This window comes from Streptococcus sp. CSL10205-OR2 (assembly GCF_025660655.1).
In the GTDB taxonomy this organism is placed as follows: domain Bacteria; phylum Bacillota; class Bacilli; order Lactobacillales; family Streptococcaceae; genus Streptococcus.
Genome location: NZ_JAOTIN010000004.1, coordinates 45190 through 59752, shown reverse-complemented (window position 1 = coordinate 59752; position 14563 = coordinate 45190). Strand labels below are relative to the sequence as shown.

Annotated in this window: 14 protein-coding genes; 1 reads left to right on the top strand and 13 read right to left on the bottom strand. The window is 34.1% G+C overall.

The window, feature by feature from the left end:
- Nucleotides 1-71: 71 nt before the first annotated feature.
- From N7659_RS03400 to glpK, 5 genes are all read right to left on the bottom strand, one after another.
- Nucleotides 72-1526, bottom strand: coding sequence for a helix-turn-helix domain-containing protein (locus N7659_RS03400; protein WP_263275818.1), 1455 nt, complete (start codon nucleotides 1524-1526; stop codon nucleotides 72-74).
- The gene (locus tag N7659_RS03395; RefSeq protein WP_263275817.1) at nucleotides 1517-2857 is read right to left on the bottom strand and encodes an FAD/NAD(P)-binding oxidoreductase; all 1341 of its coding nucleotides are present in this window, start codon (nucleotides 2855-2857) and stop codon (nucleotides 1517-1519) included. Before N7659_RS03395 ends, N7659_RS03400 begins: the two co-directional genes overlap by 10 nt.
- Before the next feature lie 126 nt (nucleotides 2858-2983).
- The gene (locus tag N7659_RS03390) at nucleotides 2984-3685 is read right to left on the bottom strand and encodes an MIP/aquaporin family protein (protein WP_263275816.1); all 702 of its coding nucleotides are present in this window, start codon (nucleotides 3683-3685) and stop codon (nucleotides 2984-2986) included.
- Nucleotides 3686-3696: 11 nt separating this feature from the next.
- Nucleotides 3697-5529, bottom strand: coding sequence for a type 1 glycerol-3-phosphate oxidase (gene glpO, locus N7659_RS03385; RefSeq protein ID WP_263275815.1), 1833 nt, complete (start codon nucleotides 5527-5529; stop codon nucleotides 3697-3699).
- 13 nt (nucleotides 5530-5542) lie between these two features.
- The gene (gene glpK, locus N7659_RS03380) at nucleotides 5543-7051 is read right to left on the bottom strand and encodes a glycerol kinase GlpK (RefSeq protein WP_263275814.1); all 1509 of its coding nucleotides are present in this window, start codon (nucleotides 7049-7051) and stop codon (nucleotides 5543-5545) included.
- A gap of 299 nt (nucleotides 7052-7350) precedes the next feature.
- Here glpK and N7659_RS03375 point away from each other — a divergent pair, with 299 nt between their 5' ends.
- The gene (locus N7659_RS03375; RefSeq protein ID WP_263275813.1) at nucleotides 7351-8184 is read left to right on the top strand and encodes a hypothetical protein; all 834 of its coding nucleotides are present in this window, start codon (nucleotides 7351-7353) and stop codon (nucleotides 8182-8184) included.
- Nucleotides 8185-8466: 282 nt separating this feature from the next.
- Here the strand turns inward: N7659_RS03375 and N7659_RS03370 are convergent, their stop codons facing one another.
- The 8 genes from N7659_RS03370 to N7659_RS03335 all read right to left on the bottom strand — a co-directional run bounded on the left by N7659_RS03370 (nucleotide 8467) and on the right by N7659_RS03335 (nucleotide 14562).
- Complete coding sequence (locus N7659_RS03370) at nucleotides 8467-8805, bottom strand: hypothetical protein (RefSeq protein ID WP_263275812.1); 339 nt, start codon at nucleotides 8803-8805, stop codon at nucleotides 8467-8469.
- A 12-nt stretch (nucleotides 8806-8817) separates the two neighbouring features.
- Nucleotides 8818-9129, bottom strand: a complete 312-nt coding sequence (locus N7659_RS03365) for a hypothetical protein (protein ID WP_263275811.1) — start codon at nucleotides 9127-9129, stop codon at nucleotides 8818-8820.
- Between the two features lie 45 nt (nucleotides 9130-9174).
- Nucleotides 9175-10758, bottom strand: coding sequence for a cutinase family protein (locus N7659_RS03360; RefSeq protein WP_263275810.1), 1584 nt, complete (start codon nucleotides 10756-10758; stop codon nucleotides 9175-9177).
- Nucleotides 10759-10829: 71 nt separating this feature from the next.
- Nucleotides 10830-11252 (bottom strand): hypothetical protein, encoded by a 423-nt coding sequence (locus N7659_RS03355; RefSeq protein ID WP_263275809.1) that lies wholly within the window; start codon nucleotides 11250-11252, stop codon nucleotides 10830-10832.
- 348 nt (nucleotides 11253-11600) lie between these two features.
- Complete coding sequence (locus N7659_RS03350) at nucleotides 11601-12026, bottom strand: hypothetical protein (protein WP_263275808.1); 426 nt, start codon at nucleotides 12024-12026, stop codon at nucleotides 11601-11603.
- A gap of 223 nt (nucleotides 12027-12249) precedes the next feature.
- On the bottom strand, nucleotides 12250-12606 hold the full coding sequence (locus N7659_RS03345) for a hypothetical protein (RefSeq protein WP_263275807.1): 357 nt from the start codon (nucleotides 12604-12606) through the stop codon (nucleotides 12250-12252).
- A 136-nt stretch (nucleotides 12607-12742) separates the two neighbouring features.
- Nucleotides 12743-13165: a hypothetical protein gene (locus N7659_RS03340; protein WP_263275806.1), complete on the bottom strand. Its 423-nt coding sequence runs from the start codon at nucleotides 13163-13165 to the stop codon at nucleotides 12743-12745.
- 365 nt (nucleotides 13166-13530) lie between these two features.
- The gene (locus N7659_RS03335) at nucleotides 13531-14562 is read right to left on the bottom strand and encodes a sensor histidine kinase (protein WP_263275805.1); all 1032 of its coding nucleotides are present in this window, start codon (nucleotides 14560-14562) and stop codon (nucleotides 13531-13533) included.
- Between the last annotated feature and the right edge of the window lies 1 nt (nucleotide 14563).

The window sequence follows — 14563 nt, the reverse complement described above, 5'->3', positions numbered from 1 at the left end:
TCTTCAACTGAAGAAGGCGTAAAGACACTGATAAAAAGCCTGTCAATAACTTTTTTAGTAGAAAAAGTATTTTAAAGACCACTTTTTTCTCGTAGTAATGTTTTTAAATGGTGACCAATAATAGCTAAGTCTCTAGGTGAACCATTTTGCTTCATGCGATAGATCGGAATAAGAGGTTGATACTGTCTATCTAGTTCACTGATGATATAGTCGAATCTTGTTTTCTCATCAAACGCTTTAAAATGGACGTACTGATTATTATCTAGACAATGACGTAATTTCAAAATAAGAATAGCCTGTCTAACAGGATTATCGCCTGTGTCAATTCCAACATTTAAGATTTTTTGACGTTTTTCATGGCTAAAGATTAAAAGTTCTCTTAATTCTCTTTTACAACTTTCTCCTAAATCACTATGATGAAATTCTCTAGCATCGGCAAGAACAAGAACGTGATTTAAAAGAAGAGCTAAGGTATCTCTATTTTCTTTAGCAACAATAGCTTCTGTAAGATAATCATCAGTAGGTTGCGATAAAATTTTGCCTTGAAAAAAATACGCCTTACTAAACAACTGACCCAGTCCATAGATAACTTCTTCAATAGTTCCTTCCTCAATCATCTGACCTTTTCGAAGCAACCAAAGTGCTTCAGTGACTTTTTCAGAGACAGGTCCACCAAATCCTAATATATATTTCATAGTTGCTATTGGTAATAAGTCTTGAGAAGTAAGAAAGGCAAACAAGGCCATCACTTCACTGGTGTCAAATTCAATGGCAAAACGACTAAAGTAATGAGAAACAGCTTTTTCAAGTCGACTGTAAAAAACATTTTCGAGATAACTTTTTGCTTTTTCTCTTAATAACACCGTATTATCTTTATTAAGCATCATGAGGCGTTGTTGTGAAATACTCAACCAAAGCATAAGCTGGTCAATCTTATCTTGAGATAAGGTTGTTGCACACAAGCGCTCGATTAGTCGAACATAAGGTGTGACATCTAGTTGTCTGACAAAATGCTGTCGTTCTTTAAGGGGTAAACTTTGACTGAATAGTTCGTAGTAAAAATAACGCCATTGTAATTCTTCACCGACTTGATGACCTTGAGATATGCCAATATGAAATTCTGCCAAGAGTTTATTTAATCCGGATAGATGACGGTTTAAAGTTGCTTCACTAATAAGAAGCGTTTGAGCTAACTGGGTAATATTAAACTGTCTGTGTTTAAATAAATGATATAAAATTTGATATTTGATATCATCTTTTAAGAACATAAAGACTAGATGTTGCCAACTCAAATCATCTGGCATTTCCCACAGCAAACGATCATCTTTAACAATCAATCGTGTATTAAACTGACTAAGTTGAAGAGTGCTATTTAAGGACTCAATATACTTTATCACTGTTTGTTTTGAAAGATTGGTATTTCTTGTCGCCTCTTTCAAAGTCATTTCATTAGTACTTTGATAAAATAGACTGATAAGCTGGTATTGAGCTTGTTTTTCTTTCTCCATTAATTGTTCTATTTGCATAGACCCATCCTTTTCTCATATAAAGCTTGAACGGCATAATGAAAATGAATGGGTATTTCATCATTGCCCATACTAAATAAGAAATCTTGGAATGCTAAGGTTTGATCAGTCATTCCTTGGTTCATGGCTTGTGCTAATTGATTAGCTAAAAGTAAAATATTTTGTTGACTTAAGAGTTGTGCGCCTAATAATTGACCTGTTTCTTTTGAGACCACTAATTTTAACCAGATAGAGTGTTCTTGATGTATAGAGAGTTTTGATGAGTAACGATAAGAAACCACATCTTGATAGAGCTCTGCTTCTTCTTGTGTTAGTCCTAGACTGGCACGATAATAGCCAAATTGAAAAGCTCCCAATACTCTCGTTGTTTGTAATTTTGGAGACTCAATTCCTGCTAAATAGTAAGCAAGTCTCTCACCAGAACGAATAGCAACATTAATAAGAGGCATATAATAATTTTGGTTAAAATGACTCATCTCAAGAGCTATTAAGTCACCAATTGCAAAAATAAATGGATCAGTTGTTTGAAGGTTTTCATTAACAATAACAGTTTGATCAGGGTTAAGAGCAACCACACCTTTTAATAAAGAACTATTTGGTCTAAAATTAACAGCCAGTATCATCACTTGGGCATAGTAGGACTGTCCTTGTCTGGTTGAAACAATTATTCCATCATCAATTTCCTCAACACTTTCAACGCGTTGGCCCAAATGAAGACTGATATTTGAAGATGACATAGCTTCTAATACTGGTGGAAGCATATCTTTATCAGTTTGTTTAAAATCAATCTGGTCTGATGCTTCAATCAATTGCACTTCTTTGCCTTTAAGACTTAAACTATAAGCAATATCAAGTCCGATTGGCCCAGCACCGACAACAATAACCTTCTCATGCTGGTCTAAAAGCGCTTTGGCTTTTTGACTATCTTTAAAGGTCTTTGTAGTTATCACTTTCTCGCTTTTTGTTCCTTTGATATAAAAAGATTCTGTTCGAGAACCTTGAGCACAGATAAGATAATCATAAGACATTAAAGATGTTGCTTTGTTTTTTCTAATCGTTATTGTTTTATCAGATGAATTGATAGCTGTGACTTTTGTGTTATCCATAAGTTTTATATTACTGTTGTGACATCCTAAAAACGAAGTCATCGTAACTTGATTTAAGTCATCAATTTGGTTTCTATATAACCAATTTAGGCCATTTGGAACATAGTAGTGTTCTTCTTCACTGTCCACTAAAATGATTTCTATGTTTTTTCTAAGCTGTGCAATTTTTTTAGCACAACTTAAGCCCGCAAAAGAGGCTCCGATAATAATAATACGTTCTTTCATATTGGTTTCCTTTTCTTGAATTATTATACCAAAAGTTAGTCTAATAATGGAAGCGTTTTTATTGAATAAGTCTTTAATATAAAAAGCCTGAGAAAAACTTCCCAGGCTAGGTATGCCATTTTCAATTTATCCCATCATATTAAAGAATAATACTGCTAGGAAACCTCCGATAATTGGAGCAACAATTGGAATCCAAGAATAACCCCAGTCAGAATCCCCTTTATTTTTCATCGGTAAAATAGCATGTAATAAACGAGGACCAAAGTCACGAGCTGGGTTAATGGCATAGCCTGTTGTTCCACCAAGTGAAAGACCAATACCTGTTACTAAAAGTCCAACTGCTAGTACGCCTAAGCCTTCTGGCATATCATATAATCCAAATGCTAAAATAGCAAGTACCAAAACAAAAGTTCCAAGAATTTCACTAATCACATTTGAAGGAGTGTCTTTTATTGCTGGACCTGTCGCAAATGTTGCTAAAATATCACCTTGATTTTCAGCTGCTTCATAGTGTGGTCTAAACTGCAAATAAACAAGTAGAGATCCTAACATAGCTCCAAGAATTTGTGCAATAGAGTAAATAATAGCAGTTCCCCAACTAATATCTCCTTTTAAGGCAAAAGCAAGACTAACAGCAGGATTTAAATGCGCAGGAGCCATTTGTCCTGAGATAAATACAGCAAGTGTAACAGCAATCCCCCAACCAAGAGTAATCACAATCCAGCCAGAGTTATTATTTTTTGTTTTAGGTAAAACAACACCAGCAACAACACCATTACCTAGTAAGACTAAGATGGCTGTGCCTAAAAATTCTCCAAATATATCCATTAATTTATCTCCTATTTATAAGTTTTTAAAGTTGCTAAATCATTTTCTTTTGTCAGCGCCAAAAGCTCAACTTCTTTGGCATTTTTTTCTTCTTCTGACCAGTTGTAATGCCTTGCCATTTCAGCTAAGACTGGTTTAACCAAGTCATCCATACTATCTCTCATAAAAAGCATATGATTGGTACGACGTAAGAAGAAATCTGTTGGATTAAGAGTCATTTCATAGTCCATTGCATAGTGAAGAGAAATCGTTTCACTTAAACTTAAGCCTTCTGCTGCCTCCAGTTGTCTAGCTAGAGCAAACACTTTGGGTGCATTTGAACCATAAAGATTAGCCAGATATCTAGCCTCATCAAGAGATAAGCCATTAGAAGTTCCCAATTGAGCTAATTTTTCAAGCTCTTCAGCAACATTTTCTGGATTTATCTCTCCTCCTGAGACAGGATAAGTTTTTGAATCAATTAACTGATACTCACGACCAAATTCACTATTAAGAATCTCAATAATAGATTTCATGGCCCCTTCTGCCATTTTACGATAGTCGGTAATCTTTCCACCAGCAAGCGTCAATAAATCATTATCATCACGTTCAAAACTAGAACCTCGAGAAACAGCAGACGGATCAAGCTCTTTTTCAGAAGTACTTGATGCAACATTTTTTATCGCTTGTTCCACAGCGTATCGTTCTTTTTCATGGTTAATATAAGCTTTAACCGTTTCAATAAGATTTTCAAAACTTTCATCGCTGACTTTACCACTATCACCACCATTATAATCAGAAGCACTATTGTCTGAAAGGAGAGGTCGTAAGCCTGCCCAACTACTTTCAATGTCAGAAACGCTTAGATTTGCATCAGGAAAGCGTTTATTAACGATATCTAATAAGTAGTCAACATCTTCTTTAGTAACAGTTGGATGTTTTAAGTCACCATGATAATCTGTATCTGTTGTACCAAAATAAGTTTTGTTTTCACGAGGAAGAACAAAAATCATACGACCATCACCAAGTCCAGTGTCAACATAGACTGGTTGAGAGACATTTAATTTTTGACGATCAACAACTAAGTGGACACCTTTTGTTGGACGAAGACGATGGATGATATCCCCTTTTTTTGAAAAATTACGTATCTCGTCACTCCAAGGACCTGTTGTATTGATAACAAGACGTGCCTTGATTTCAAAAACTTCATCATTCAGTAAATCTCTAGCAAGGACACCAACGATTTTACCATTGTCATCAAACAAGAAATCTTCTGCTTTAACATGATTAGCTATCAAAGCACCATCTTCATTAGCTTTCTTGATGTTTTCAATGACAAGTCTGGCATCATTGTTTCTAAAATCAAGATAAACACCACCACCAAGTAAGCCTTCTTTTTGTAGGTCTGGTTCTCTTTCTAGAACCTCTTCTTTGCTAAGAACTTTATTTGCCATTGGGGTATTAGTGACACCAGCTAACAAATCATATAAGTCCATAGCTACTTTTAAACGAAAGAGACTAAAAGTACTTGTTGGTTCATCATAGACCGGTAAAAGCATTGGATCTGGTTTTGGAATGTGTGGCGCAATATGTTGTACCACAGCACGTTCAGAAACGGTATCAGAAACGACTTCGACATCAAATTGTTTTAAATAACGAAGACCACCATGAACCAGTTTAGTTGAACGACTAGATGTCCCTTCAGCAAAATCCTGCATCTCAATAAGACCTGTTTCAAGTCCGCTTGCAGCAGCTTGTAAAGCAACACCAGCTCCAGTAATCCCGCCACCAATAATTAATAAGTCTAGAGAACGGTCCTTCATTTTTTGAATGGCTGAATGCCTTGTTTCTTTAGAAAATTCCATTCTTTAACCTCTTTTATTCTTCTTCTTGGGCGAAAACTTGTGTGGCATGCACCGCTTTTTTCCAACCTTTATATAATTTTTCTTTGCGGTCTTCTTTCATACTAGCTTCAAATAATTGTCCTGTTGCATTTAATTCTTGAAGTGACTCTAAATCTTTCCAATAACCAACTGAAAGTCCTGCTAAAAAGGCTGCCCCAAGAGCAGTTGTTTCAAGATTTTGAGCACGCGCAATGTTAATGCCTAAGATATCGGCTTGGAATTGCATCAAGAGATTATTCATTGCTGCACCACCATCAACTCGTAATTGCTTAATGTTAATACCTGAGTCTAATTGCATGGTATCAATAACATCACGCACTTGATAAGCAATTGATTGAAGCGTCGCTTTAACAAAGTCTTCTTTTGTTGTCCCACGTGTTAAGCCAAAAACAGCTCCGCGAGCATTGGAATCCCAGTAAGGCGCACCGAGTCCAGTGAAGGCTGGTACAACATAAATTTCATCTTCACTGGTGGATGCTTTTGCAAGTCCTTCTGATTCACTAGAGGTTTCAATCATTTTTAAACCATCTCGTAACCACTGAATGGCACTACCAGCAATAAAGATAGATCCTTCAAGTGCGTAATAAACTTTACCATTTATACCATAACCAATTGTTGTGAGAAGATTATTATGAGATAATTGCATCTCTTCGCCAGTATTCATAACGATAAATGACCCTGTGCCATAGGTATTTTTAACCATGCCTGGTTCAAACGCTAATTGACCAAATAAGGCTGCTTGTTGGTCACCAGCCATTCCTGAAATTGGAACTTCACCTCCATAGAAGTGAAATGGCGCTGTTTTACCATAAACTTCAGAATTGGATTTGACTTCTGGAAGCATTGCTTTAGGAATGTTAAGTAGGCTTAAAATCTCATCATCCCATTTTAGTTCTTTAATGTTGTAAAGCATAGTACGAGCAGCATTTGAATAATCTGTCACGTGAACAGCACCGTCAGTTAATTTCCACACTAACCAAGTATCAATCGTACCAAATAAGAGTTCCCCTTTTTCAGCGCGTTCTTGAGCGCCAGGCACATGATCTAGAATCCAACGTACTTTAGTGGCTGAGAAATAAGCGTCAACCACAAGCCCAGTCTTTTCATGAATCATTTCAGCATGACCGTCATTTTTTAACTGGTCGGCAAGAGGTGCTGTTTGACGAGATTGCCAAACAATCGCGTTATAAATTGGTAAACCAGTTTCCTTATCCCAAACAACTGTTGTTTCACGTTGATTGGTGATACCAATGGCTTCAATTTGATTTGGTTTGATATTTGATTCAATGAAAGCACCTGCAATCACTGATTGAACTGAATTCCAGATTTTATTGGCATCATGTTCAACCCAGCCAGCTTGTGGGAAAATTTGCGGGAACTCTTTTTGACTACTACTTACTTTTTCACCTTTTTTATTAAAGATGATAGCTCGTGAACTAGTCGTTCCTTGGTCAATCGCCATAATATATTTTTCTTCAGTCATCTTCTTCCTCCTTTTAGGTAAGCGTTTTCTTTTTTGACAACTTTATTATATCGAAAATAAAATAAAATAGCTTATCATAAATTTTTAAAGATTATAAAAATTCTGATAAGATTACTTTATAAGCCTTAAAAATGAGCGTTTCCTCTATTTAAAAATTCATTCATGAACAAAAACAAGTCCATTATCCATCAATGACATCCCAATGTTTACAAGGCACTTAATGGAATAAGTGTCAGAAAAGCTTTTCTTAAGTCAGACTTTATTTTATAATAAACTTATCATCATAAAGGAGATTTCTCATGGAAATTATCAAGGACAAAAAAACGATAATCATTTCTGCCATCCTGTTACTCTTAGCTATTTTACTCTTTACCAAGGTAGATTCGTCTCATCAGATACAAGATCTCAATCAAAAAACCATTGCGTCATTGGATGACAAGAAAGAAAAAGTCATGCTATTAGCTGCAACGTCAACAGCTGCCTCTACTGCTATCACACTGATTCCAGGTGATGTTGGTATGCCCCTAGCTGAAAACTTGGCTGATGTTAGTGACTATCTAATCGTCGTTATTGGAGCTATCTGGTTACAAAAGTATTTGATTGCGATTGCTGGCATGGTATCTTTTAAATTCTTTCTACCGGTTGCCTGTTTGGGTTTGATTGCCTATCTCTTCACACGAAGACAGTTTTTCCTTCAGTTAACTTTTAAGCTTGCCTTGTTTGGACTCTTGCTTTTTGGGATTGTTCCAACCAGTGTAGCTATTTCAAATCATATCGAAACAACCTTTCAAGCGTCCATTCAACAAACGATTGAACAAACACAGAAAGAAAATGAAAAAATTGACAAGGAACTTGAAAAAGGCAAAGACAGTAATTGGTTTTCAGGTATTGTCGACACCGTTACAGGTGAAACTTCTAAAATCATCAATAACATGGAAAATAGCCTGAGCAATATGATTGATGCCGTTGCTGTTTTTATCGTCACCACTTGTGTCATACCTGTTCTTGTCTTGATGTCCTTCATCTGGATAATAAACCTTATCTTTGGCCTATCGTTAAATACAGATATCAGGCAATTTAGCTTTATTGGTAAAAAGATTAGAAACAGTCGGAAATTAAGGAGCGAGTTATAACCAAAGAATCATTATAAATTGCAGTCCAAAAGTTAGATTAAGATCTAGCTTTTGGTTTTTTTATACACAATATTATCTAAACAACATGAGATGCTATTTCTCAAAACTTCAGTTTGACTTTACTAAACCAAGTGAAACTGAGTATCTTGCTATCACTCAGATAGAAAAAATAACAAACCAGATAAATTATTCAGAAGTTAAAGGATTTATACTAGATAAAAAGAATTTAACAGTAGTGGCATTCAAACCTTTATAAAGACAAGAAAAAAAGCCCTTCGGCTTTTAGTCAATATCTTTTGTTTCTTTAGCGCGATTCTCCAACGCTTCAATTTTCTTGTTAAACTCACGCTTATCTTTTTGACGAGCTTCATCAATACGTGAACGTCTATTTTCATAATCGCGTTGATACGCCATTAAATTATGCTGTAATTCAGCTAAAAACGGACGTCCTTCTTGAGCGGGGAGATGACGATAAGCATAGTAAATTTGCTCCATCAAGTCATCTGTCCGTGATTTAAACTGATGAAAATACTCTTCTAATTCTTCTTCTGCTTTTTTATACTGCTTCAAGCGTTCATAATGTTCATCTTCTAACGCTTGTAATGCTTTTTTGTCGATCATAACCATGCCTTCCTACTTGATTGGACTTTTCAAATCAGGAGCAGTAAGCGTTTGAGTCAAATAAGTGTTAGCACTCTCAGCTGCTGCCCCTTGAAAGCCTTCTTTGATATTATTAGCATAGGTATTAGAAGCATAATCCTTCATATCAGTAGATGCTTGGTTTAAATCATTTGTGAGAGACAGACCTAACGCATTGACTTCCAGAGTCTTACTACGAAAAAGTGCATTAATTGCTATCCTCTCTTGACTTCTCATATAATTCAGGAAAAACTCACTTTGTAAATCTCTATTATAAACATCTTTTATGAAATACTCATTATTCATTAATTTTACTCCAATAATTTAGATACTTTTCTATATAATGATTGCTTATTGACTAAACAAATTGGCATTTTCAGCATCTACTTCTTCAATTCTATAACTTGCCTCAACAACTTTTGTAGAGAAATCTTCAATATTCTTTTTAAAATTTTGCGCTGATTGTCTAGTAGAATTTTCAGTTTCATTGTCCCATAAATGAAACATTTGAAAAGAATTCAACAAATTTCCAACTTCTGTTGAACTTAAATATAATGCTATATTTCTTGCTTCTGTATGAGTCTCTTTAATCTTATCATCTATTTGATTTTTATAATCTTCAATAAGTCCATTTAAATGTTCAACCTTATCTTCAGTTTCAAACAAAGCTAATTGGGCTGCTGAGTGTAGAAGTTGGACTCTAAGAATAATTTTCTGACCGCCTGTTGCTGTTTTAATTTGCTCTTGGTAAAGAGGGATGTGTTCTTTATCCCATGCAATAGATGCTAAACGTGCTTCTTCAGCAATTGCTTCTGCCTCTTTCTTAAATTCATCAATAAGTTTTCTGTCTTCTAAATTATAAAGAAAATTTACTAAATCCTGACCAATATCATCGTTATAACCTCTCTCTTTAAGTATTTGAAGATACTTTTTATCTAAAAGAGCTGTTTTACGCCCTGCTTCTAGTAGTTCTGGATGAAAATCTTCCGAAGCAATTAAGATATTTCCCATGTCATCAATCTGATATTCACCAAAATCATGAGAGCTAGGAGACTCAAAAGTAGTATTATAATGAAGAGGGACAATCACGTTAACAGTTCCCAACTGCTCTGAGTAAGGTTTATCACGATTCAACATACTAACCGCATCAAAGGGGTTAAGATAATAAGTCGTTTTTTCACCAACCTTATCAATTTGATCTTGTGTTAATCCCATTTTTTTTAAACTTTCAGTAGCATCTGGACCATTAAACAAAACAACATTTTCAATTTTTTCAAGTTCTTTCTCACTCAAATTAGCTACAGATTGAACCGCAATCATTGTCCCAAGGGAATGAGCGGTGAGGTCTAATGTAGCATTAGGTGCTTTTTTATCCATTTCAGCCAATTTTGATTTTATAGCTTCTTTATTTAACTTGGCTTGCTCAATATATGCATCAGATACTGTAAATTCTAAATTATTTATCCAATCATTTGCTGAAGATAAACTAATACCATCGCTACCACGAATCGCTAAGTAGGCTTTTTCAGTTTCTTGTGATAATTCCTTTGTATCTGTTAAAAAATAGGCATTGTAACCTTTAGCCTCATCTATTAATAGTCCCCTTTTATAAAGAGGTTCAGAAATTTTCTTATCAAAAGGGGGATACCCCTTCAACCAATCAAGATTTATTCCATTTTCCTTATAATGCTCTCCAAATGTAACAGCTTCAACCGTTTTATCTGGTTGAAGGTAGAAAACACCATTGTTGGGAAGGTTTTGACCACCTTTGGTGAGAACATTACCATTTTTATCAATCAAATCTGACCCATAATTGATTCTTCTAAAACTCTTTGCATTTTGATACTTTGAAAAAGATCGTGGCCTGTCAGTATAAGTTGACTGTGCTAAATTAGCATATAAACTTTTGAATGTAGATAGGTTAGTATTAGACAAAATAATCTCCTTCTTAAAAATTTTGAAAATAAAGTTTTATCATTTTTTAAATCTTTAGCTCAATAAAACCTTTAATAATCATACCAACCACCATCACGATAAATATATAAAGGTGTAATAAATCCCATTCGATCAGTAGAAGGAAGACTATCTTTTGAATCCAGACCAAAAGCCATCGTAAATTCCGTGTTATCCCAATGATTGAATTTACCGTCAAGACTTATGAGCCAATCACCACCTTGAGGTAAACCGTTACCTTCCTGCGCCACTTCCATGCTGTCCCAATCAAACTGAACACTCTCAACAGTTGGGTATAAAGACTTGATAAATTCAGTCATTTCGTCCTCATGTTCTCTTAAATAAGTGATTTGTTTTTGTCTAGTCGTTTGAAAACCTAAAAAAGACGGATGTTCCTCATTTAACATAGTGATTGTACCTCCTCCAATCAATAAAACAATTACAATACCAAGTAATATCTTTAATCGTAACTTCATAAAAAACTCCTTTCAAGAGTTGTCCATTGTGATTTTATTATATCATAAAAAAATATAAACATTCATTTTCTATACTAATTTTTTAAAGTTATTATCCTTAAACTATCTTGAGACAAAAAAAGACTTAACAAAGCCTCATTTTCATATCATTACAACCAAAAATTTTTAAAATAACTTTTATTTAAAAACATATTTTGTCGACCAGTGGAAGCAGACTGGTCCAAATTGGAATAAAGATTATCGAAAGTTTTTAAATTAGTATTTTTCAAAATAGATTCCTTTTCTTAATTTATAAAATAAAAACGAAGTTATTATACGTTTATTTATACTTTTATATAGAGATATATATTAATAATTATTCCATCCCCCATCTCGATAAATATATAAAGGAATAATAAATCCCATTCGCTCAGTAGAAGGGAGACTATCTTTTGAATCCAGTCCAAAAGCCATAACAAACTTTGTATGTTCTAAATGATTAAATTTTCCACGAATAGACAAAACCCAAGCACCTCCTTGAGGGGTTCCATTCCCTTCTTGACCAACTTCAATACTATCCCAATCAAACTGGACACTCTCAACAGTTGGGTATTTTGATTTTATATAGTCTTCCATTTCTTTTTCATGTTCTCTTAAATAAGTGATTTGTTTTTGCCTAGCCGTTTGAAAACCTAAAAAAGACGGATGTTCCTCATTTAACATAGTGATTGTTCCTCCTCCTCCAATCAATAAAACAATTACAATTCCGAGTAATATTTTTAGTCGTAGATTCATGAAAACTCCTTTCAAGAGTTATCTATTTGTGATTTTCCCCTAAAATAACTTTTAAAGTGAAATATTTAGAAAATATATGTGTTTATTTTGTAAAGACAATTCAGTTAAATCGGCATAAATATTATCAAAAGTACTTAAGTTAGCATTTGTCAAAGTGTATTCTCCTTAATATGTTTATTAAATGAGGATAAACCCATAAAAAGTTATGAATCTTTTCAAAAAACTATTCATAAAGATCCCAATAACCATTTCGTAATATATATAATTGTTGAATCAATCCTAAACGTTTCATAGAAGGAATACTGTTTTTAGTATCTAGTCCAAAAGCTAAAGTAAAATCAGTATTTTCAATATTGTTAAATTTTCCTTTAATTTTAATTAGCCAACCTCCTCCTTGAGGGGTTCCATTACCTTCTTGCCCTACTTCAACACTATTCCAATCAAATTGCACACTCTCAACGGTGGGATACTCAGATTTTATATAGTCTTCCATTTCTTTTTCATGTTCTCTTAAATAAGTGATTTGTTTCTGTTTAGTCGTTTGAAAGCCTAAAAAAGATGGATGTTCCTCATTTAACATAGTGAGTGTTCCTCCTCCGATCAATAAAACAATTACAATTCCGAGTAATATTTTTAGTCGTAGATTCATGAAAAATCCTTTCAATAATTGGTTTACAACATGCTATATTAGAAAAACTTACAAATTAAAAAAGCTATTAATAACGATTCCATCCCCCATCTTTATAAATATAGAGAGGAGCTAAGAATCCCATTCTTTCAGTAGAAGGAAGACCATCTTTTGAATCAAGTCCAAATGACATAATAAATTCTGTATTTTCCCAATGATTGAATTTACCTTCAAGACTTATGAGCCAGCCACTTCCTTGAGGAAGACCATTTCCTATTTGTTCCACTTCCATACTATTCCAATCAAATTGCACACTCTCAACGGTGGGATATTCAGATTTTATATAATCTTCCATTTCTTTTTCATGTTCTCTTAAATAAGTAATTTGCTTCTGTCTAGTCGTTTGAAAACCTAAAAAAGAAGGTTGTCCATCATTTAACATAGTGATTGCTACTCCTCCAAGCAATAGTACAATTACAAATCCGAGTAATATTTTTAGTCGTAATTTCATGAAAACTCCTTTCAAGAGCTATCTATTTATGCTTTTATTATATCATACAAATATAGATAATCTTTTATAATGCTATTTTTGAATAATATTGTCTTTCTGAAATCATAGACAGCATTTGAAAAATTAAAAAAAAAGACTTAAGAAGTCCTTTATTCATATTATTACTATCACAGATCGTTAAAATAATTTTTTAAATCTAAAAATTCAGGTAATCATTTTCAAATAGAGATTGGGTTAGATTAGCATAGATGTTATCAAAATTATTTAAGTTATCGCATTTATAAAAATCAAAAAGCCATAACACTTTTTTGTGTCATAACTTTATAGTGTGGCTGCAAACTGATTTTTTTCATTTATTTTTAGTTTTATTTTGTTAAGACTAAGGTGAAAACACTGCCAGAACCATACTCACTAGCTACTGTAATTTCCCCTCCTAGTTGGTGAGCCAATTGACGAGCGATATAAAGTCCTAAGCCGTGGCCCCCTGTTGTCATATTGCGTGACGCTTCTACGCGATACAAGCGTTGAAAGATTGTTTCTAGTTCTTCTTTTTTGATCCCCATCCCTTGATCGCTAATTGCAATGCGGATAGTGTCATCATCACCACTGGCTTTAATATCTAACTTAGTACCTTCATTTGAATATTTAAAAGCATTAGTGATGATATTTAAAAGGATGCGGGACAATTTATCATAGTCACTTTGAATTTTAGCCACTTTTGGATCGACGGATAAAGTAATCTGTCGTTCTTCTTTTTCAATTTTTAATTGAAATTCTGATAAAATTTCCAAAAGCAGTTTATCAAGATAAATCGTCTCTTTTTTAATCTCCTGAAGCGAAGGATCTAGTGTTTCTTGCGTTAAGATGTTAAATTCTTCGACCAAGCGATTCAAACGATTGGTTTGACGATTAACCGTTTTAAGGTAATCATGAACTTCTTCTTCTGGAATGACCCCGTCTAAAATCCCTTCAATAGTTGCTTGGATAGAGGTGATTGGTGTTTTAATATCATGAGTCAAGTGGGCAACCATCATTGCCTTTTCTTTTTCACTCATTTTGAGCGATTGAAAGCTGTCTTGCAATTCTGTTGCCATCTGATTAAAACTTGCTTCCAATTCTTTAAATTCTAGAGGTGTTTGAATGCGACTTTCAGTGTCAAAATTTCGCAAGGTCAGTTCTTTCATTTTATCCTTTAATTGATCAAGCGAACGAAAGATTCGACCAAGTAAAAGAAGACTAATCAACGCACCTGTTAAACTAGCTAAAATCGTCATGAGTAAAACATAGCTGACTTCTTGGTTATCAATCAGCATCCGACTCGCTCCGAAAAACACTCCCAAAACAGTTATGAAAATCGAAACTAGAAAACCAACAATTATATAATATTTTAATTTCATC

What these genes read in the sequence shown, in the direction of transcription:
- N7659_RS03400 (WP_263275818.1), bottom strand. Translation starts at nt 1,526, where the DNA reads ATGCAAATAGAACAATTAATGGAGAAAGAAAAACAAGCTCAATACCAG.
- N7659_RS03395 (WP_263275817.1), bottom strand. Translation starts at nt 2,857, where the DNA reads ATGAAAGAACGTATTATTATTATCGGAGCCTCTTTTGCGGGCTTAAGT.
- N7659_RS03390 (WP_263275816.1), bottom strand. Translation starts at nt 3,685, where the DNA reads ATGGATATATTTGGAGAATTTTTAGGCACAGCCATCTTAGTCTTACTA.
- glpO (WP_263275815.1), bottom strand. Translation starts at nt 5,529, where the DNA reads ATGGAATTTTCTAAAGAAACAAGGCATTCAGCCATTCAAAAAATGAAG.
- glpK (WP_263275814.1), bottom strand. Translation starts at nt 7,051, where the DNA reads ATGACTGAAGAAAAATATATTATGGCGATTGACCAAGGAACGACTAGT.
- N7659_RS03375 (WP_263275813.1), top strand. Translation starts at nt 7,351, where the DNA reads ATGGAAATTATCAAGGACAAAAAAACGATAATCATTTCTGCCATCCTG.
- N7659_RS03370 (WP_263275812.1), bottom strand. Translation starts at nt 8,805, where the DNA reads ATGATCGACAAAAAAGCATTACAAGCGTTAGAAGATGAACATTATGAA.
- N7659_RS03365 (WP_263275811.1), bottom strand. Translation starts at nt 9,129, where the DNA reads ATGAATAATGAGTATTTCATAAAAGATGTTTATAATAGAGATTTACAA.
- N7659_RS03355 (WP_263275809.1), bottom strand. Translation starts at nt 11,252, where the DNA reads ATGAAGTTACGATTAAAGATATTACTTGGTATTGTAATTGTTTTATTG.
- N7659_RS03350 (WP_263275808.1), bottom strand. Translation starts at nt 12,026, where the DNA reads ATGAATCTACGACTAAAAATATTACTCGGAATTGTAATTGTTTTATTG.
- N7659_RS03345 (WP_263275807.1), bottom strand. Translation starts at nt 12,606, where the DNA reads ATGTTAAATGAGGAACATCCATCTTTTTTAGGCTTTCAAACGACTAAA.
- N7659_RS03340 (WP_263275806.1), bottom strand. Translation starts at nt 13,165, where the DNA reads ATGAAATTACGACTAAAAATATTACTCGGATTTGTAATTGTACTATTG.
- N7659_RS03335 (WP_263275805.1), bottom strand. Translation starts at nt 14,562, where the DNA reads ATGAAATTAAAATATTATATAATTGTTGGTTTTCTAGTTTCGATTTTC.